This is a genomic window from Crossiella sp. NPDC003009, assembly GCF_053591555.1.
In genome coordinates this window covers 1-18,578 of the sequence record NZ_JBSFUA010000030.1, presented here as the reverse complement: position 1 = coordinate 18,578, position 18,578 = coordinate 1, and the positions used below count along the sequence as shown (strand labels likewise).

Genomic DNA, 18,578 nt, shown 5'->3' with positions numbered 1-18,578 from the left:
CCTACACCTCGATCTGTCCGGCGAGCTGTTCGATCTTGATGATCACGAACTCCGCCGGTTTCAACGGGGCGAAGCCGACCAGGACATTCACCACGCCGCTGTTGATGTCGTTCTGCGTAGTGGTGTCCTTGTCGCATTTCACGAAGTAGGCATCCCGGGCCGAGGTGCCCTGGAATGCGCCGCGCTCGAACAGCGAGTGCATGAATGCGCCGACATTCAGCCGAATTTGCGCCCACAAGCGTTCGTCGTTGGGTTCGAAAACGACCCACTTCGTGCCGCGGTAGAGACTTTCCTCGATCATCAGCGCGGTGCGCCGGACCGGCACGTACTTCCACTGCGAGGCGATCGCGTCCGCCCCGTCCAGGGTGCGCGCGCCCCAGACCACCGGACCGATCACCGGGAAGGACCGCACGCAGTTCACCGCGAGCGGGTTGAGCAGGCCGTTCTCCGGATCGGTCATCGGCACGGTCAGGCCCTGCACCGAGCTGAGCCTGGTCTCGGTGCCGGCGGGCGCCTTCCACACCCCGCGTTCGGCGTCGGTGCGGGCCATCACCCCGGCGACCGCGCCGGAGGGCGGGAACGCGCGCAGCCTGCCGCTGAGCGGGTCGAGCAGCTGGAGGCGGGGGAAGTAGAGCGCGGCGTGGTCGCTGCGGATGGCGCCGAGCCGGTGCAGGTTGGCCCGCACGTCGTCCACGCTCCGCCACGCCGCCGGGCTGTCCACCAGCAGGAACATCCGCTTGGTCCGGCACAGCCTGGTCGCGTGGCCGAGCACGTCGACCATCCGGGTCAGGCCGGTGTCGCCGGGCAGCGCGGCCGCCTCGGGCAGCGCGAGCAGGCCCACGTCCTCGATGTCGCGCAGCGCGTAGAGGCCGGTCTTGGCGCCCTCGTTGCCGATCAGCTCGGTGTGCCCTGGCAGGTCGCCGTCGCCGCCGGGGGTGCCGGGGGCCTGGCTCTCGTGCTCCGCACCGCCGAAGGCGTAGGCGGTGACGTTGCGCCCGCCGCCGAAGCCGAGGTTGTTGCCCACCGCGCCTTCCAGCTTGAGCACCACACCCGGGTCGGCCGCGCCGGAGACGACCTGCAGGCGCTGGCCGCGCACGGTGACCGTGGCCGCGCCGAAGGTCCGCTCGCCGGGCGCGTCCGGCAGCGTGCGCAGCCGGTTCTCCAGCAGCAGCGCCAGCTCGATCAGGTTGGCCGGCTTGGGATCGCCCGGTTCGACCAGGGTCAGCTTGTGCACCGTCGACCCGCCGAGCACCGAGACCTCCAGCTCGCCGGAGGGGTCGGGCGGGCCGTCGGGGAACTTCGCCGAGGAGGTGCCGACTTGGTCCGGCCGCTGACCGGCCGCCGGGCTGCCCTCGACGGTGACCGTGACCAGCCGGGAGCTGCCGTTGACCACCTCGGCCACGTGCCGCTCGTGCTCGGCGTCCATGGACAGGTCGGTGAAGGACTCCCGCTGCCCGCTGGGGTGGGACAGGTGCAGGTTGAAGGTGGCATCGGGCGTCGGGGTGCCGTGGTCAACGGCGACGCGGAGCCCGTTTCCCCAGTTCCCGGGCTCGCGGGCACGCAAGGTCAGCACGTGCTTCTTGCCACCCTCACCGCGGTTGTAGATCCCGGCGGTGGCGTGCTCCGCGCCCTTGGCGACCCGGACGATCACGGCGGTGGCGCCACCGTTGAGGAAGAACTGCTGCACGGCGTAGCTGACCGCGCTGGCGCCGGCCAGGCCGCCGAACCGGCGCTCGAAGTCGGCGAAGCTGGTGATCGTGACGGCCTCGTTGACCGGGCCGCGGCTGGTGTAGCCGACGAAGGCGGTCACCGAGGTCGACACCGCGGTGACCGTGCGGACGCGGCTGGGCAGCTCCTCGATGTAGACGCCTGGATAGGTCGGCGTGACGGGCATGCCACCTCCATTCCTCGAAACAGCGGCGTTCAAGGAAAAGAGCACATGCCGAAACAAGGCCCCCAGAAACCACGGCAAGAACGATCAACAGCACACCGCGATTGATCGACTCAGCACGTGGAACGCGTCGGGATCCCCACCCCTTTTCCCCTCACACAACGGCCACACAAGGACCGTGGCCCAGTTTTGTGCCGCCCGCGGACGGGTGTCAACCGGTTCTGTGCTTATGCTGCCCGGAAGACCCGAGGATGACTCGAACGGCCCAACCGCGGCCATTTGGCCCATTCCCGGTAACTTAATCAAGTAAGTCGGGATAACCGATCTTGGGGTGAATACGGAGAATTCCCGGAGGTCCGCGCCGGGCCGGAGGGCACGCCGCCGACCGGCCGGGCAACTTCTCGGGCGGTTCAGGGCTCGAAGCGGTACCCCATGCCGGGTTCGGTGAGCAGGTGCCGCGGGTGGGCGGGCTCCGGTTCGAGCTTGCGGCGCAGCTGCGCCAGGTACACGCGCAGGTAATGCGTCTCCGTCGCGTAGTTCGGCCCCCACACCTCCTGCAACAGCTGCCGCTGCGCCACCAGCCGCCCGCGACCGCGCACCAGCACCTCCAGCACCCCCCACTCGGTCGGCGTCAGGTGCACCTCCGCGCCGTCCTTGAGCACCTTCTTCGCCGCCAGGTCCACCGAGAAGGAGGCCGTCTGCACCACGGGTTCCTCCTCCTCGCCGGTGTTGCTGGCGCGGCGGACCGCGGCGCGCAGGCGGGCCAGGAGCTCGTCCATGCCGAAGGGTTTGGTGACGTAGTCGTCCGCGCCGGCGTCCAGGGCCTCGACCTTGTCGGTGGAGTCGGTGCGGGCGGAGAGGACCAGGATGGGGACCCTGGTCCAGCCGCGGAGGCCGGAGATGACCTCGGTGCCGTCGATGTCGGGCAGGCCGAGGTCCAGCACCACCACGTCGGGTTTGCCCTCGGCGGCGGCCTTGAGCGCGGTGGCGCCGTCGTGCGCGGTCAGCACCTGGTAGCCACGGGCGGTCAGGTTGATCCGCAACGCCCGCACGATCTGCGGTTCGTCGTCGACGACCAGGACCTTGGTCATCCGGCTGCCTCCTCTTCGGCCATCCGGTAGGCGGGCAGCGAGATCACCACGGTGAGCCCACCGCCCGGGGTGTCCTCGGCATGGATGCTGCCACCCATCGCCTCGGTGAATCCCTTCGCCACGCTCAACCCCAGGCCGACGCCCCGGGTGTCGCGGTCGTTCAGGCGCTGGAACGGCTGGAACACGGTGGCCGCGGCGCCCTTGGGCAGACCGGCGCCCTGGTCGACCACGCGCAGCTCGACCCGGTTGGCGTGCGCGCTGGCCCGCACCGCCACCACGGGGCCGTCCCGCCCGGTCCGCCGGCCGTGCCGCAGCGCGTTGTCCACCACGTTCGCGATCACCCGTTCCAGCAGGCCGACGTCGGCGCACACCGGGACCAGACTCTCGTCCACCTCGACCTCGACCTTGGCCGGGTCGTCCACGCTGCGCAGCGCCCGGGCCACCACCTCGTAGTAGCCGACCGCGCGCAGCTGCGGCGTCACCGCGCCGGTGGCCAGCCGGGAGGAGTCGAGCAGGTTGTCCACCAGCCCGACCAGCCGGTCCGCCGACTCCTCCACCGTGGCCAGCAGATCCGCGGTGTCCACTTCGGACAGTTTTAGCTCGGGGTCGCGCAGGCTGCTGATCGCGGCCTTGATCGAGGTGAGCGGGGTGCGCAGGTCGTGGCCCACCGCGGACAGCAGCGCGGTGCGCAGTTCGGTGGTGGCCGCCTTGCGCTCGGCGGCCGCGGTCTTCACGGTGAGCCGCTGCTGCCGCAACGCCAGCAGCGCCTGCCCGGCCACCGCCTCCAGCAGGCCCCGGTCGGCCGCGGGCAGCGCGCGGCCCTTGAGCGCCAGGTGCACCTCGCTGCTGATCAGCACGTCCACGTCAGCCTGGTCCGGGTCGGTGGCCGGGTCGGGGCCGGCCGCGGCGACCACGTACCACTCGTCGTCCGCGCGCTCCTCCAGCATCGCCGCCGAGGTCAGCCCGAAGTTCTCGATGATCTTCTCCAGCAACCGTTGCAGCGGCTCGGGATGGGTGAGCACGGTGCGCGCGTAGGAGGCCAGCAGCGCGGCCTCGGTGCGTGCCTTGGCCGCCTGCTCGGCCCGCCGCCCCGCCCGGTCCACCACCAGCGCGACCAGCACCGCGACCACCACCATCGCGATGATGGTGATCACGTTCTCCTCGTTGGCGATGTCCAGGGTGTACAGCGGCGGGCTGAAGAAGAAGTTCAGCTGCAACCCACTGAGCACCGCGGTCAGCACCGCCGGACCGACCCCGCCGATCAGCGCGACCACCACCACGGCCAGGAAGTAGCCGACCACGTCGGTGGAGATGCTCAGCGTCTCCTGCGCCACCACCCCGATCACGGTGACCAGCGCGGGCAGCAGCAGCGCGGCCACCCAGCCGAGGGCCTTGCGCCACGGCGTGATCACGCTGCGCGGCACGGTGCCGTGCCGCCGCAGCACGCCGCCTGCCTCGTCGTGGGTGACCATGTGCACGTCGATCGGCCCCGACTGCTGCACCACCCTGGACCCGACGCCCTCGTCGAAGGCGCGGGCCGCCCGGCTGCGCCGCGAGGTGCCCAGCACCAGCTGGGTCGCGTTGACCCCCCTGGCGAAGTCCAGCAGCGCGGTGGGCACGTCGTCGCCGACCACGGTGTGGAAGGTGGCGCCCACGTCGTCGGCCAGCTTCCGGCAGCGCGCCACCGCCTGGGCGGGCACCCCGGCCAGCCCGTCGCCGCGCAGGATGTGCAGCGCCAGGAGTTCCGCGCCTGCCCGGTTGGCGATCCGGCTGGCCCGGCGGATCAGCGTCTCGCTCTCCGGCCCGCCGGTGACCGCGACCACCACCCGCTCCCTGGTCTCCCAGGTGTCGGTGATCTCGTGCTCGGCCCGGTAGCGCTGCAACGCCACGTCGACCTGGTCGGCCACCCACAGCAGCGCCAGCTCGCGCAGCGCGGTCAGGTTGCCCGGCCGGAAGTAGTTGCCCAGCGCGGCGTCGATCTTGTGCGCCGGGTAGATGTTGCCGTGCGCCATCCGCCGCCGCAGCGCCTCCGGGGTGACGTCGACCAGCTCGACCTGCTCGGCCCGCCGCACCACCTCATCCGGCACGGTCTCCCGCTGCGGCACCCCGGTGATCCGCTGCACCACGTCGTTGAGCGACTCCAGGTGCTGCACGTTCACCGTGGACAGCACGTCGATCCCGGCGTCGAGGAGCTCCTCGATGTCCTGCCAGCGCTTGGTGTTGCGCGAGCCGGGCGCGTTGGTGTGCGCCAGCTCGTCGACCACCGCGACCTCGGGCGCGCGGGCCAGCAGCCCGTCGATGTCCAGCTCGGTCAGTTCCACCCCGCGGTGGCTCATCTCCTTGCGCGGCAACACTTCCAGCCCGCGCACCAGCGCCGCGGTCTTCTCCCTGCCGTGCGTCTCGAGGTAGCCGACCACCACGTCGGTGCCGCGCTCCAGCCGCCGGTGCGCCTCGCACAGCATGTCGTAGGTCTTGCCGACGCCCGGCGCGGCGCCGAGGTAGATGCGCAGCTCACCCCGGCGCCGCCGCCTGCCGTACTCCTGGCTCACCGGTTCAGTCTGCACCTGGACCAGCCGGATCCTGGGTATCAACGCCGCGCGGCCTGCACGGCGAGGTTGAGCTTGAGCACGTTGACACCGGGATCACCGACCCCGCTGCTGGTGTTCTCCTCGACCAGCCGCCGCACCACGGCCAGGTCAACGCCGTTCTCCCTGGCCACCCTGGCCGCCTGGAGCTCGGCGTAGGCCGGGCTGATGTGCGGGTCCAGCCCGGAGGCCGAGGCGGTCACCGCGTCCGCGGGCACCCCCTCCGGGTCGACCTGCTCGCGCAGCACGATCAGCGCGGTGCGCTCCTCGACCGCCTTGCGCAGGTCCAGGTTGTCGCCTGCCTTGTTGGAGCCGCCAGAGGTGGCGCTGTCCGCGGCGGCCGAGGGCCGGTTGTGGAACCAGCGGTCCTTGGCCGGGTCGTCCTTGGCCCGTTCGTCGACCAGGTCGATGCCGATCAGCTCGGAGCCGACCGGCTGCCCGTTCTGGTAGATCAGCGAGCCCTCCGCGTTGGCCGAGAGGCCGGGCAGCCTGCCGACACCCCAGATGAGCAGCGGGTACAGCACGCCCAGCAGCACGGTGAGCACGAGCAGGACGCGCAGACCGGCCATGGTCTGCTTCCAGAGGGTTCCGATGGTGTGCACGTTCAGCCCCCGAATCCCGGGATGAGAGCGACCAGCAGGTCGATCAGCTTGATGCCGAGGAACGGCGTGACGATGCCGCCGAGGCCGTAGATCAGCAGGTTGCGCCGCAGCAGCGCGGAGGCGCTGGAGGGGGTGTAGCGGACGCCGCGCAGGGCCAGCGGGATCAGCGCGATGATGATCAGCGCGTTGAAGATGACCGCGGACATGATGGCCGACTGCGGGGTGGCCAGCCGCATGATGTTGATCGAGTCCAGCTGCGGGTAGATGGCCATGAACATGGCGGGCAGGATGGCGAAGTACTTGGCCAGGTCGTTGGCGATGCTGAAGGTGGTCAGCGCGCCCCGGGTGATCAGCATCTGCTTGCCGATCTCCACGATCTCGATCAGCTTCGTCGGGTCGGAGTCCAGGTCGACCATGTTCCCGGCCTCCTTGGCCGCGGCCGTCCCGGTGTTCATCGCCACGCCGACGTCGGCCTGGGCCAGCGCGGGCGCGTCGTTGGTGCCGTCGCCGGTCATCGCGACCAGCCGCCCGCCCTCCTGCTCCTTGCGGATCAGCGCCATCTTGTCCTCGGGCTTGGCCTCGGCGAGGAAGTCGTCCACCCCGGCCTCGGCCGCGATCGCCTTGGCGGTCAACGGGTTGTCCCCGGTGACCATCACCGTGCGGATGCCCATCGCGCGCAGTTCGGCGAACCGCTCGCGCATGCCCGGCTTGACCACGTCGGACAGGCGGATCACCCCGCGCACCAACGCAGTCCCGCCCACGGCCTCGGCCACCACCAGCGGCGTGCCGCCCTCGGCCGAGATCCGGTCCACGATCTCCTGGACATCGGCCGGCACCTCGCTGCCGTGCTCGCTCACCCAGGCCCGCACCGCGCTGCCCGCGCCCTTGCGCACCAACCGGTTCCCGATGTCGATACCGCTCATCCGGGTCTGCGCGGTGAACGGCACCGACTCGGCCGCCGCCTCCGCCGCACTGGCCTCGGGGCTGAGCCCGAACTCCCGCACGCACAGCTCGACGATGCTGCGCCCCTCGGGGGTCTGGTCGGCCAGGCTGGCCAGCCGCGCGGCCGCGGCCAGTTCGTCCACAGTGGACCCGGCTACCGGCAGCAGCTCGGTGGCCCGCCGGTTGCCGAAGGTGATGGTGCCGGTCTTGTCCAGCAGCAGCACGTCGATGTCGCCTGCCGCCTCCACCGCGCGGCCGGACTTGGCCAGCACGTTGCGCTGCACCAGGCGGTCCATGCCCGCGATGCCGATCGCGGAGAGCAGTGCGCCGATGGTGGTCGGGATCAGGCAGACCAGCAGCGCGACCAGCACGATCACCGACTGCTGCGAGCCGGAGTAGGCCGCCATCGGCTGGAGCGCCACGACCACCAGCAGGAAGATGATGGTCAGCACGGACAGCAGGATGGTCAGCGCCACCTCGTTCGGCGTCTTCTGCCGCTGCGCGCCCTCCACCAGCGCGATCATCCGGTCGACGAAGGTCTCCCCCGGCTTGGAGGTGATCTTGACGATGATCCGGTCGGAGAGCACGGTGGTGCCGCCGGTGACCGCGGACCGGTCGCCGCCGGACTCCCTGATCACCGGCGCGGACTCCCCGGTGATGGCCGACTCGTCCACGGTGGCGATGCCGTCCACGATGTCGCCGTCGCCAGGGATGACCTGACCGGCCTCCACCAGCACCAGGTCGCCGGGCGCGAGCCGGTTGGCGGCCAGCTCCTCCACGGTCAGGCTGGTCGCCTTGGCCGCGCCCGCCACCCGCAGCCCCGGCAGCAGCCGGTAGGCGACGGTGTCGGTCTTCATCTTGCGCAGCGACTCCGCCTGCGCCTTGCCCCTGCCCTCGGCCACCGCCTCGGCCAGGTTGGCGAAGACCACGGTGAACCACAGCCAGGCCGCGGTGGCCACGCTGAACACGTCCGGCTGGACCACGGCGAAGATGGTGCTGAGCACGGATCCGGCCCAGACCACGAACATCACCGGGTTGCGCAGCTGGTGCCGGGGGTCGAGCTTGCGCAGCGCGTCCGGCAGCGAGACCAGCAGCTGGCGCGGGTTGAACACCCCGGCCGAGACCCGGCCGGTGCGTTCGGCGTGCACGTGCTGTGCCTGCGCCGGGCTGCGCTGGGGCTGTTCGGTGGTGGGTGCGGTCATGACAGGGCCTCCGCGATGGGACCGAGGGCCAGCGCGGGCAGGAAGGTCAGCGCGGCGACGAGGACGACGGTGCCGGTGAGCATCCCGGCGAACAGGGGGCCCGAGGTGGGCAGGGTGCCCGCCGAGGGCGGCACCTTCCGTTGCTGGGCAAGGGCTCCGGCCAGGGTGAGCACGGCCAGGATGGGCACGAACCGGCCGAAGAGCATGGCCAGTCCCAGCGCCACCTGGAAGAAGTCGCTGGTGACGGTGAGCCCGCCGAAGGCGCTGCCGTTGTTGTTGCCAGCCGAGGCGAAGGCGTAGAGCACCTCGGAGAGCCCGTGCGCGCCGGGGTTGCCCAGCGCGCCTTGGGTGTCCGGCAGCGCCAGCGCGAGGCCGGCGCCGATCAGCACCACGGTCGGCATGGCCAGCATGGCGATGGCCGCGGCGGTGATCTCCTTGCGCCCCAGCTTCTTGCCCAGGTACTCCGGGGTGCGGCCGACCATCAGCCCGGCCAGGAACACCGCGATCACCGCGAGCACCAGGATGCCGTACAGGCCGGCCCCGACCCCGCCCGGGGCGACCTCGCCGAGCAGCATGTTCAGCAGGGCCACCCCGCCGCCGAGCCCGGTCATGCTGTCGTGCAGCGAGTTCACCGCGCCGGTGGAGGTGCCGGTGGTGGCCACCGCGAACAGCGCGGAGCCGGGGATGCCGAAGCGGACCTCCTTGCCCTCCATCGCGCCACCGGCGGCCAGCGCGGCCAGCCCGTTCGGGTTGCTTTCCGCCCACCAGGCCACCGTTGTCATGATCGCGAACAGCAGGCCCATCACGCTGAGCAGCACGTAGCCCTGCTTCACGTCCTTGACCAGCTTGCCGAAGGTGCGGGTGAGCGCGACCGGGATGAGCAGGATCAGGAAGATCTCGAACAGGTTGGTCCAGGAGTTCGGGTTCTCGAACGGGTGCGCGGAGTTGGCGTTGAGGATGCCGCCGCCGTTGGTGCCCAGTTCCTTGATCGCCTCCTGGCTGGCCACCGGGGCGAGCGAGAGCACGTGCTGCTGCCCGTCCAGGGTGGTCACCGTGACGCCGGCGGACAGGCTCATCACCGCGCCGAAGGCCAGCAGCACGATCGCGGCCAGCACCGACAGCGGCAGCAGGATCCGCACGCAGCCGCGCACCAGGTCCACCCAGAAGTTGCCCAGCCGGTCGGTCTTGGCCCGGACGAACCCGCGCACCACCGCGACCGCGACCGCCATGCCCACCGCGGCGGAGACGAAGTTCTGCACGGTCAGCCCGGCCATCTGCGCCGAGTGGCCGAGGGTCTGCTCCGGCACGTAGGACTGCCAGTTGGTGTTGGTCACGAAGCTGACCGCGGTGTTGAACGCGGTGGCCGGGTTGACCTCCCGGTCGAAGCCGAACGGCAGCCAGTTCTGCAAGCGCTGCAACAGGTACAGCAGCACCACCGAGACGAAGGAGAAGCCGAGCACGCCCGCGGCGTAGGTGGTCCAGCGCTGCTCGGTCTCCGGGTTCACCCGAACGATCGCGTAGACGCCACGCTCCAGCCGCCAGTGCCGCTTGTCCTCGTACACCCTGGCCATGTGGTCGCCCAGCGGACGGTAGGCCGCGGCCAAGGCGACGAGCAGGAGGCCGACCTGGAGCAGGCCGGTCCACAGGGAGGTCATCAGAACTTCTCCGGTCGGATCAGCGCGAGGAACAGGTAGACCAACAGGAAGAGCGCGACTACCCCGCCCACCAGGTTGAACACGGCGGCGGTATCCATGCTCGCTCCTGCAAGCAGAGCTTCGGGCATCACAGCCGCTCCAGTCCGCGCAACGTCAGCGCCAGGACGAGGAAGCCACCGATCAGCAGCACGGCGTAGGCCAGGTCGGCCATCTGCGCGCTCCCCTTTCGACTAGGTCGTTCACATCGGGCGTCAGCGTGCATCCCGGTTCCGGGCCGCTGACCGGGCCTGATGACTCCTTGACGGCACCGACGGTGGCATTGACGTGATCTTTACGCGCCCGGTGAGCCACCTCTCGCCCGGTTTCCACCCATCGAGGGGATCCGATGGTCGGATGCGGTTACGTTCCGCATGCATCTGCCTGGTCGACTCACTCGTCTGAGAACAGGTCTGCTCGGCGGAACCAACCCGACTCGGAAGTGGGTAACTTCCCTGTCCAAGGCGTGGGACCAAGCGCGAGGAGGCGCTCCGTGTGCGGTGTGACGGGCTGGGTGGCCTACGACCGGGACCTGACCACCGAAGCCGTCACCCTGCGTGCCATGACCGCTACCCTGGCCAGCCGCGGTCCCGACGGCGAGGGCCTGTGGACCGGCAGGCATGCCGGGCTCGGCCACCGCAGGCTGGCCGTGATCGACCTGCCGGGCGGGACGCAGCCGATGATCGCCGAGACCCCCGGCGGCGCGGTGGTGCTCTCCTACAGCGGCGAGGTCTACAACTACCGCGAGCTGCGCGCCGAGCTGCGCGGGCGCGGGCACCGCTTCCGCACGGTGAGCGACACCGAGGTGGTGCTCGCCGCCTACCTGGAGTGGGGCGAGGACCTGGTGGAGCGCCTCAACGGCATGTTCGCCTTCGCCATCTGGGACGACCGGCGGGAGCGGCTGCTGCTGGCCCGCGACCGGTTCGGCGTCAAGCCGATGTTCCTCTACCCCACCCCGGACGGCCTGCTCTTCGGCTCCGAGCCCAAGGCGATCCTGGCCAACCCGTTGGCGCGCAAGGTGCTCGACGAGGACGGGCTGCGGGAGATCTTCGGCTTCGTCAAGGTGCCCGGCTCCGCGGTGTGGTCCGGCATGCGCGAGCTCAGGCCCGGCACGCTGGCCGTGCTGGACCGCCGCGGCCTGCGCGAGCGGACCTACTGGCGGCTGACCGCGGCCCCGCACACCGACGACGTGCCGGAGACGGTGGCGCGGGTGCGCGAGCTGCTGCACGACATCGCCCGCCGCCAGCTGGTCGCCGACGTGCCGCAGTGCGTGCTGCTCTCCGGCGGCCTGGACTCCAGCGTGCTCACCGCGCTGGCCGCCGAGGTGCTGCACGAGCACGGCGAGATCCCGCGCACCTTCGCGGTCTCCTTCGCAGGCGAGCAGGACGGCTTCGTGCCGCACGTGCTGCAGGACAGCCTGGACGCGCCCTTCGTCAAGCAGGTCGCCCGCTACGTCGGCACCGAGCACGCCGACCTGGTGCTCGACCACACCGCACTGGCCGACCCGGCCAACCGGGCGGCCGCGGTGCGCGCCCGCGACCTGCCCACCGGCATGGGCGAGATGGACGTCTCCCTGCTGCTGCTGTTCCGGGCCGCCCGCGCCCGCGCCACGGTGGCGCTGTCCGGGGAGTCCGCGGACGAGGTGTTCGCCGGCTACTGGTGGTTCCACGACGAGGGCGCCCAGCAGGCCCCGATCTACCCGTGGATCCACGGCATCGGCGGTGCGCAGAGTCAGAGCAGGCCGCTGGTCAACGCCGGGCTGGCCGCGCGGCTGGACGTGCCGGGCCACCTGCGCCAGGGCTACGCCGACGCGCTGGCCCAGGCGCCGGTGCTGGACTCCGACGACGAGCGCGAGCAGCGGCTGCGCCGGATCTGCCACGTGCACCTGAGCCAGTTCCTGACGAACATGCTCGACCGCAAGGACCGGATGAGCATGGCCACCGGGCTGGAGGTGCGGGTGCCCTTCTGCGACCACCGCCTGGTCGAGTACGTCTACAACACGCCGTGGGCGCTGAAGACCTTTGACGGCAAGGAGAAGAGCCTGCTGCGCGGGGCCGCCGACGGGCTGCTGCCCAGGGCCGTGCTGGAGCGCCGCAAGAGCCCCTACCCGTCGACCCAGGACGTGAAGTACCTGCTCGCGGTGCAGGACCAGCTGCACGAACTGCTGGCCAGGCGGGACACCCCGGTCTTCGACCTGATCGAGCGGGACTGGGTGCGCGCGGTGGCCACCGCGGCGCCCGCGCACATCGACCGGGCCACCAGACAGTTCCTGGAGCGGCTGCTCGACATAACGATGTGGCTGGACATATACCGCCCCGAGATGCGACTGTGATGAGGTAACTAGGCGAACGAGCGTTCGGCGTTCCTGCCAGCCGGTTGTCCCGGCGCTTTGCCCGATCCGCTCACTACTTTGCGGTGCCCAACGGCGCTCCGTAGTGAACCGGGAGTAACTTTGTACTCCGCTCGGAGGTACGGGTACCCAAACGGTGGACTTCCACATGAGCCGTTGGTAATGTCCTCATTATGGCGTGATCCGGGGCACTTCTGCCGGACACGTTGGGGCCCTTAGCGCAGCGCGACACTGGGGAGAAACAATGCACGAGCGGGAGTTCCGGGCTTTCGTCTCGATTGCGGACCTCGGCCGTATGGACCTGGCGGCGAAGTCCCTCGGGTATTCACAGCCCGCAATCAGTTACCAGATCAAGTCTCTAGAGCAGTCCCTCGGGACCAAGCTGTTCACCCGCGATCCCGCTGGTGCCCGGCTCACCCGAGAAGGTCAGATGATCCTACCTTCGGTCCGGGCAGTGCTGATGCTGATCGACAGCATCAAGGAGCTGTCGGTTCGCCCTGGTGAACCCAGCCCCGCGACCAGCTTCGAGTGGGCCACCAGCCAGCTCAGGAGCCAGCTCAAGTCCGGCTGAACACAGATCAGCAGCGCCTTCAAGTGGGCGGGCCCGAACCTCGGGCCCGCCCACTTTTTTGTTCAAGAGACTGAGCAGTTCAGCCCGCGAAACAACGCGGCGGAATCTACTTCGCCGTAAGTTGACATTTTTCCCAGGGAAACTTGGGATAGATTTAACGTTGGCGCGCCACCGGCCGTCGTTGGCAACTCTGGCAGAAATACGAAGACCTGTTCATAAACGGCTCGCGTACGATCAGAGTGCCACAGCGGGGGCAGGGCTGCCCAGCCTTTCCGTAAACGGCGAGCGAACGGTCGAAGTATCCCGACTGTCCGTTCACGTTTACGTAGAGTGAATCGAAGGACGTCCCGCCCGCGCCCAATGCCTCGGCCATCACCGCCGTCGCGGCGCCCAGGACCTCCCTCGCGGCCGGGCGGGTCAGCGTGGCGGTCGGACGGGCCCAGTGCAGCCGAGTTCTCCAGAGAGCCTCGTCGGCGTAGATGTTGCCGATGCCGGACACCAGCGTCTGGTCCAGCAGCGCCCGCTTCAGCTCGGTCCGCTTGGCCCGCAGCGCGGCCACCGCCCGTTCGAGGTCGAAGTCCGGGTCCATCGGATCGCGGCCGATGTGCGCCACCGGGTCCGGCAGCAGCGCCCCGTCCACCTCGGCCAGCTCAGCCACCGCCAGGCCGCCGAAGGTCCGCTGATCCACGAACCTCAGCTCCGGTCCGCCGTCGGCGAAGCTGATCCGCACCCGCAGGTGCTTCTCATCCGCCGTGCCCTCCGGCTGCACCAGCATCTGCCCGCTCATGCCGAGGTGGGTCAGCAGTGCCTCGGTCCGCCCGTCGAGCTCCAGCCACAGGTACTTGCCCCTGCGCACCGCGGCGTGCAGCGTGCGCCCGGCCAGCCGGCCCGCGAAGTCCAGCGGCCCCGGCTCGTGCCGGCGGATCGCCCTCGGGTGCAGCACCTCGACCGCGGCCACCGTGCGGCCGACCACGTGCCGGTCCAGGCCCAGCCGGACGACCTCCACCTCGGGCAGCTCAGGCACTCCGACTCCCTCCGTGCGCTCCGCCCCGCGGGCGAGTCGTTGACAACGCTGTTGAGAAACCCCCCGGCGCCGCCCCGGAACGCCCGTACTGGCCCCTGAGAGGGCCGTAGACGAACGAACGCTAGCTGGCGGGAGTGGTCTACCGCAGGAAAACAGCAAAGACGCGTCAAGTCACCTTGACGCGTCTTTGAGTAAAGCCAGTGTCGGCCGGGGCTAGTGGCCGGCCTTGCCGTTGCCGTTGCCCTCCGGCTTGCCGGTCTCGCCGCCCGCCGCGGCTGCCTTCTCCTCGGCGGCCACCCGGACCTGCTCGGACAGCGTGCGCCAGGCCGCCTCGGCGGCCTTCTGCTCGGCTTCCTTCTTGGTCCGGCCGTCGCCGTTGCCCAGCGGTCGCCCGCCGACCAGCACCGTCGCCTCGAACTCCTTGCGGTGGTCCGGCCCTGACTCGTCCACCCGGTACTCGGGCACGCCGAGCGCGGCGGCGGCGGTCAGCTCCTGGAGGCTGGTCTTCCAGTCCAGGCCGGCGCCCCGCAGCGGGGCCTCGGCCAGCGGCCGGTCGAACAACCGGTGCACCAGGGCACGCGCGGCCTCCACCCCGTGTTGCAGGTAGACCGCGCCGATCACGGCTTCCAGCCCGTCGGCCAGGATGCTCGCCTTGTCCCGGCCGCCGGTGAGTTCCTCGCCCTTGCCCAGCAGCAGGTGCGCACCCAGCCCGCCGGGGCCCAGCTCACGAGCCACCCCGGCCAGCGCGTGCATGTTCACCACGCTGGCCCGGAGCTTCGCGAGCTGGCCCTCCGGCAGATCCAGATGCGTTCGGTACAGGTGATCAGTGATCACCAGTCCGAGCACCGCGTCCCCCAGGAACTCAAGCCGTTCGTTGGGGGGCAACCCACCGTTCTCGTACGCGTACGAGCGGTGGGTCAGCGAGAGGGTGAGCAGCTCGGCGTCGAGATCGACGCCGAGCGCCTTCAGCAGCAGGCTGCGGTCACTTGGCTGGCCTCGGGATCCCTTGCTTCCCATGCCCGCCCGCCCGATCAGGCCGGCCGGGCGACCTGGCGGCCGTCGTACTGGCCACAGGTGGGGCATGCGGTGTGCGGGAGCTTCGGCTTGCGGCACGCACGGTTCTCGCAGGCGACCAGCGTCGGCGCGGTGGCCTTCCACTGGGCCCGCCGCGAACGCGTGTTGGACCGCGACATACGGCGCTTCGGAGCGGCCACGACTAGTTCTCCTCCTCGGTCCCGCCGAACCGCTTCTGTAGCGCGGCCCAGCGAGGATCCATCGTCTCATGCGTGTGGTTCGGGCCGAGATCGGCCCACTTGCCGCCGCACTCCGGACACAATCCCTTGCAGTCCGGGGTGCACAGCGGCGAGGACGGCAACGCGGTCAGCAAGCTGTCCCGCACCACCGGTTCAAGATCGACCAGATCATCCACGATCCGGCTGACCTCGTCTTCGTCCGTGCTGGCGTCCGTGGCGCTGTCCGGGTAAGCGAACAGCTCGGTCAGCCTGATCTCCACCTCACCCGTGAACGGGTCGAGGCAGCGGGAGCACTCCGCGGTCGTCGGACCGCTCACGCTCCCGGAGATCAACACGCCTTCCACGACCGCCTCGGCCAGCACCTCGACATCGACGTCCTGGCCGGGAGCCAACCTGATCAGGTCCAGGCCGAAGTCGCCGTCGGTGGTCACCGTGCGGTGGTACCTACGGCTCAGCCCGGCACGACGGCCGAGGTCCCTGGTGTCGATGACCCAAGGCCCGGACGGGGTGCGCCGGATGTCGGCGGAGTGGTGTCTGGACATGCTCACAGTCTTCAAAGGGGGTCGCGCTACGCGTGCTCGAGCAACCTGAACAGGGTACGGGACGAGCACGCGCAGAGGGAAATCAGCGGCGCAGGCGGCCGCCGACCTCCTCCTCACGATAGCCGTCCTGGTAGTCGAAGGGCACGGCGGAGGGCCCGCCGATCGGCCCGCGCAGCTGCTGACGGCCCTTGGTCACGGTGCGCAGGGTGCGCCCGAGAAGGTCCTCGAAGTCGGCGAGCTTGCTGTCCACGTAGGCGTCGCACTCCCCGCGCAGCCGCTCGGACTCGGCGTTGGCGGCGTCCACCAGGCGGCTGGCCTCGGCGTGCGCGGCGCGCACCACCTCGGTCTGCTCGACCAGCCTGGCCTGCTCGGCGCGGCCCTCTTCCACGGCGCGCTCGTAGCTGGTCCGCCCGGCCTGGATCATCCGGTCCGCCTCGTCCTGGGACCGGCCGACCAGGTCCTCGTACTCGCGGCGGCCCGCGGTGACCGTGCGCTCGGCCTCGGCTTGGGCCTCCGACACCATCCGCTCCGCGCGGGCCCGGGCCTCGGCCAGCATGTGCTCGGCCTCGGCCCGGGCCTGCGACACGGTCTGCTCCGCCTCGGCCCGCGCCGAGGACACCGACGTCTCGGACTCGGTCCGGGCCTTGGTCAGCACCTCGTCCCGGTGGTCCAGCACGTCCTGCGCGTCGTCCAGCTCAGCGGGGATGGCGTCGCGGACGTCGTCCAGCAGCTCAAGGACGTCACCGCGCGGCACCACGCAACCGGAGGTCATCGGGACTCCCCGTGCCTCCTCGACGATGGTGACCAGCTCGTCGAGCGCCTCGAACACCCGGTACACGTCGCACTCCTCGCCCCTGGACCACGGTTACCCCTTCAGTGTGCCGTGTCCGGCCTTGTGGGTGATGCAGCCGGGGGCGTGTCCGCCAAGGTTTCCCTAGGCGTTGATGTTGACCAGCACGAACGAGCGGTAGTGATCGGCGGTGTAGAAGAACTCGCTGGCGTTGCCCTTGACGATCCGGCGGGCGCCGCGGTGGCTGATGCCGGGGGTCTTCACGGTGTACTCGCGGTAGTAGCCCGCCGAGCACAGCGGCAGCAGGCGCTCCCGGTTCTGGAAGACGGTGTTGTCCTGCGGGTAGGGGTAGGGCCCGCCCTTCTTGATCAGGTTGACCGTGTCGCGGGCCTGGCTGGGCAGGGCGGAGAGGTTGGTGCGCCGGAATCCGGAGGTGTCCCCGCAGGCCGCGCTCACCGACAGCGTGTCGGCGGTGGCGGAACCCGCGACGGGCACGAGCAGGGCGGCCAGCGTGATCAGGGCGGCGAGCAGGGTTTTCACTGCACGAGATGTGATCTGGCTCATGAGATCGGAAACTAACCAGCGCCGATGATCGGGGACAGACGTCCAGTTGAACCTTCGATGGCAGGCTTGGGGCCATGTCATCTGGGGTAGAGCCGGAGTTCCGGCGAGCACGCGCGGCCGACGTGACGGCCATCGTGGCCATGCTGGCCGACGACCAGCTGGGCGCCGGCCGGGAGCGGCCGGGCGACCCGGCCTATCAGGAGGCGTTCGCCGCCCTGGACGCCGACCCGAACCAGCTGCTGCTGGTGGCCGAGGTGGACGGCGAGGTCGTCGGCACCCTCCAGCTGACCTTCATCCCCGGCCTGTCCCGGCTGGGCATGTGGCGGGCGCAGATCGAGGCGGTGCGGGTGAGCAAGCACCAGCGCAGCGGCGGCCTCGGTCAGCGGATGGTGGAGTTCGCCATCGCGGAGGCGCGCTCCCGCGGCTGCGGCCTGGTGCAGCTGACCACCGACGCCAGCCGCGAGCACGCGCACCGGTTCTACGAGCGGCTGGGCTTCGTGGCCAGCCACGTGGGCATGAAGCTCGGGTTGAGCTAGCCCTGTTCCTTCTCCGCGCGCTGCTCGGCGAGGCGCTTGGTGAGCCGCTCGTTGACCAACGGCGGGAGCAGGTGGGAGACGTCGCCGCCGTAGGTGGCGACCTCCTTGACCAGGGAGCTGGACAGGAAGCTGTAGAGCGGGTTGGTGGAGACGAACAGGGTGTCCACACCGGAGAGCTGGTGGTTCATCTGCGCCATCTGCAGCTCGTAGTCGAAGTCGCTGACCGCGCGCAGGCCCTTGACGATCGCCCGGATGTCGTGGGCCTTGCAGTAGTCGACGAGCAGGCCGTGGAAGATGTCGATCCGCACGTTGGTCAGGTGCGCGGTCGCCTCGGAGAGCATGTCCATCCGCTCTTCGACGGTGAACAGTCCACGCTTGCTCTTATTGATCATGACCGCGACGGTGACCTCGTCGAACTGGCCAGCGGCCCGCTCGATGATGTCCAGATGTCCGTTGGTGGCCGGGTCGTAGGAGCCGGGGCACACGGCACGCCTCATAGGGCCGGACCGTAGCAGCCCACTCGCCGTGTGCCACCGGTCCCGGACCCGTTGGTGGGAAATGCCACAGGGCCCGCCCCGGCGTTCGGTGGCAGGCCCTGTGACAGCTGTTCCGGGCGATCAGTCCAGGTAGTCGCGCAGCACCTGGGACCGCGAGGGGTGCCGGAGCTTGGACATGGTCTTGGACTCGATCTGGCGGATCCGCTCCCGGGTCACGCCATAGACCTGACCGATCTCATCCAGCGTGCGGGGCTGGCCGTCGGTGAGCCCGAACCGCAGCCGCACCACACCCGCCTCCCGCTCCGAGAGGGTGGCCAGCACCGACTGGAGCTGGTCCTGCAGCAGCGTGAACGACACCGCGTCCACCGCCACCACGGCCTCGGAGTCCTCGATGAAGTCACCCAGCTGGGAGTCGCCCTCATCGCCGATGGTCTGATCCAGCGAGAT

General features: G+C 70.2%; 19 protein-coding genes. 3 read left to right on the top strand and 16 right to left on the bottom strand.

Annotated features, from left to right (window positions below; all coding sequences use genetic code 11):
• Nucleotide 1 precedes the first annotated feature (1 nt).
• From ACWDY5_RS26860 to ACWDY5_RS26825, 8 genes are all read right to left on the bottom strand, one after another.
• Nucleotides 2-1,894, bottom strand: coding sequence for a phage tail sheath family protein (locus tag ACWDY5_RS26860; RefSeq protein WP_449724939.1), 1,893 nt, complete (start codon nucleotides 1,892-1,894; stop codon nucleotides 2-4).
• Between the two features lie 407 nt (nucleotides 1,895-2,301).
• Nucleotides 2,302-2,982 (bottom strand): response regulator, encoded by a 681-nt coding sequence (locus ACWDY5_RS26855; protein WP_252486522.1) that lies wholly within the window; start codon nucleotides 2,980-2,982, stop codon nucleotides 2,302-2,304.
• Nucleotides 2,979-5,531: a DUF4118 domain-containing protein gene (locus tag ACWDY5_RS26850; RefSeq protein ID WP_449724938.1), complete on the bottom strand. Its 2,553-nt coding sequence runs from the start codon at nucleotides 5,529-5,531 to the stop codon at nucleotides 2,979-2,981. The genes ACWDY5_RS26855 and ACWDY5_RS26850 overlap by 4 nt, the downstream gene beginning before the upstream one ends.
• A 38-nt stretch (nucleotides 5,532-5,569) precedes the next feature.
• Nucleotides 5,570-6,160, bottom strand: a complete 591-nt coding sequence (locus ACWDY5_RS26845; RefSeq protein ID WP_449725003.1) for a potassium-transporting ATPase subunit C — start codon at nucleotides 6,158-6,160, stop codon at nucleotides 5,570-5,572.
• A gap of 11 nt (nucleotides 6,161-6,171) precedes the next feature.
• Nucleotides 6,172-8,313, bottom strand: coding sequence for a potassium-transporting ATPase subunit KdpB (gene kdpB, locus ACWDY5_RS26840; protein ID WP_449724937.1), 2,142 nt, complete (start codon nucleotides 8,311-8,313; stop codon nucleotides 6,172-6,174).
• Nucleotides 8,310-9,968, bottom strand: a complete 1,659-nt coding sequence (gene kdpA, locus ACWDY5_RS26835) for a potassium-transporting ATPase subunit KdpA (protein WP_449724936.1) — start codon at nucleotides 9,966-9,968, stop codon at nucleotides 8,310-8,312. The genes kdpB and kdpA overlap by 4 nt, the downstream gene beginning before the upstream one ends.
• A complete protein-coding gene (gene kdpF, locus ACWDY5_RS26830; protein WP_449724935.1) occupies nucleotides 9,968-10,066 on the bottom strand; it encodes a K(+)-transporting ATPase subunit F in 99 nt (32 codons plus the stop codon). Before kdpF ends, kdpA begins: the two co-directional genes overlap by 1 nt.
• A 29-nt stretch (nucleotides 10,067-10,095) precedes the next feature.
• Entirely contained in the window at nucleotides 10,096-10,230 is a 135-nt protein-coding gene (locus tag ACWDY5_RS26825; protein ID WP_256510665.1) for a hypothetical protein, read from the bottom strand.
• A 267-nt stretch (nucleotides 10,231-10,497) separates the two neighbouring features.
• Between ACWDY5_RS26825 and asnB the strand changes: the two genes are divergently transcribed.
• Together asnB and ACWDY5_RS26815 are read left to right on the top strand one after the other, a co-directional pair.
• Complete coding sequence (asnB, locus tag ACWDY5_RS26820) at nucleotides 10,498-12,336, top strand: asparagine synthase (glutamine-hydrolyzing) (protein ID WP_449724934.1); 1,839 nt, start codon at nucleotides 10,498-10,500, stop codon at nucleotides 12,334-12,336.
• A 262-nt stretch (nucleotides 12,337-12,598) separates the two neighbouring features.
• A complete protein-coding gene (locus ACWDY5_RS26815) occupies nucleotides 12,599-12,925 on the top strand; it encodes a LysR family transcriptional regulator (protein ID WP_086787003.1) in 327 nt (108 codons plus the stop codon).
• 154 nt (nucleotides 12,926-13,079) lie between these two features.
• On the opposite strand, the gene mutM is transcribed toward ACWDY5_RS26815, so the two are convergent.
• The 6 genes from mutM to ACWDY5_RS26785 all read right to left on the bottom strand — a co-directional run bounded on the left by mutM (nucleotide 13,080) and on the right by ACWDY5_RS26785 (nucleotide 17,098).
• On the bottom strand, nucleotides 13,080-13,949 hold the full coding sequence (gene mutM / locus ACWDY5_RS26810) for a bifunctional DNA-formamidopyrimidine glycosylase/DNA-(apurinic or apyrimidinic site) lyase (RefSeq protein ID WP_449724933.1): 870 nt from the start codon (nucleotides 13,947-13,949) through the stop codon (nucleotides 13,080-13,082).
• 213 nt (nucleotides 13,950-14,162) lie between these two features.
• Nucleotides 14,163-14,966: a ribonuclease III gene (gene rnc, locus ACWDY5_RS26805; RefSeq protein WP_449724932.1), complete on the bottom strand. Its 804-nt coding sequence runs from the start codon at nucleotides 14,964-14,966 to the stop codon at nucleotides 14,163-14,165.
• Between the two features lie 14 nt (nucleotides 14,967-14,980).
• Entirely contained in the window at nucleotides 14,981-15,163 is a 183-nt protein-coding gene (gene rpmF, locus ACWDY5_RS26800) for a 50S ribosomal protein L32 (RefSeq protein WP_185009150.1), read from the bottom strand.
• 2 nt (nucleotides 15,164-15,165) lie between these two features.
• Nucleotides 15,166-15,744, bottom strand: a complete 579-nt coding sequence (locus ACWDY5_RS26795; protein WP_252486530.1) for a YceD family protein — start codon at nucleotides 15,742-15,744, stop codon at nucleotides 15,166-15,168.
• A gap of 82 nt (nucleotides 15,745-15,826) precedes the next feature.
• The gene (locus ACWDY5_RS26790) at nucleotides 15,827-16,582 is read right to left on the bottom strand and encodes a DivIVA domain-containing protein (protein ID WP_449724931.1); all 756 of its coding nucleotides are present in this window, start codon (nucleotides 16,580-16,582) and stop codon (nucleotides 15,827-15,829) included.
• Nucleotides 16,583-16,678: 96 nt separating this feature from the next.
• Nucleotides 16,679-17,098, bottom strand: a complete 420-nt coding sequence (locus ACWDY5_RS26785; protein ID WP_283661076.1) for a ribonuclease domain-containing protein — start codon at nucleotides 17,096-17,098, stop codon at nucleotides 16,679-16,681.
• Between the two features lie 74 nt (nucleotides 17,099-17,172).
• On the opposite strand from ACWDY5_RS26785, the gene ACWDY5_RS26780 reads away from it, so the two are divergent.
• Complete coding sequence (locus tag ACWDY5_RS26780; protein WP_449724930.1) at nucleotides 17,173-17,634, top strand: N-acetyltransferase family protein; 462 nt, start codon at nucleotides 17,173-17,175, stop codon at nucleotides 17,632-17,634.
• Here ACWDY5_RS26780 and coaD read toward each other — a convergent pair.
• Complete coding sequence (coaD, locus tag ACWDY5_RS26775; protein WP_449724929.1) at nucleotides 17,631-18,131, bottom strand: pantetheine-phosphate adenylyltransferase; 501 nt, start codon at nucleotides 18,129-18,131, stop codon at nucleotides 17,631-17,633. The two genes, ACWDY5_RS26780 and coaD, sit on opposite strands and share 4 nt — an antisense overlap.
• Before the next feature lie 120 nt (nucleotides 18,132-18,251).
• A partial coding sequence (locus ACWDY5_RS26770) for a sigma-70 family RNA polymerase sigma factor (protein ID WP_449724928.1) occupies nucleotides 18,252-18,578 on the bottom strand: 327 nt, incomplete at its 5' end.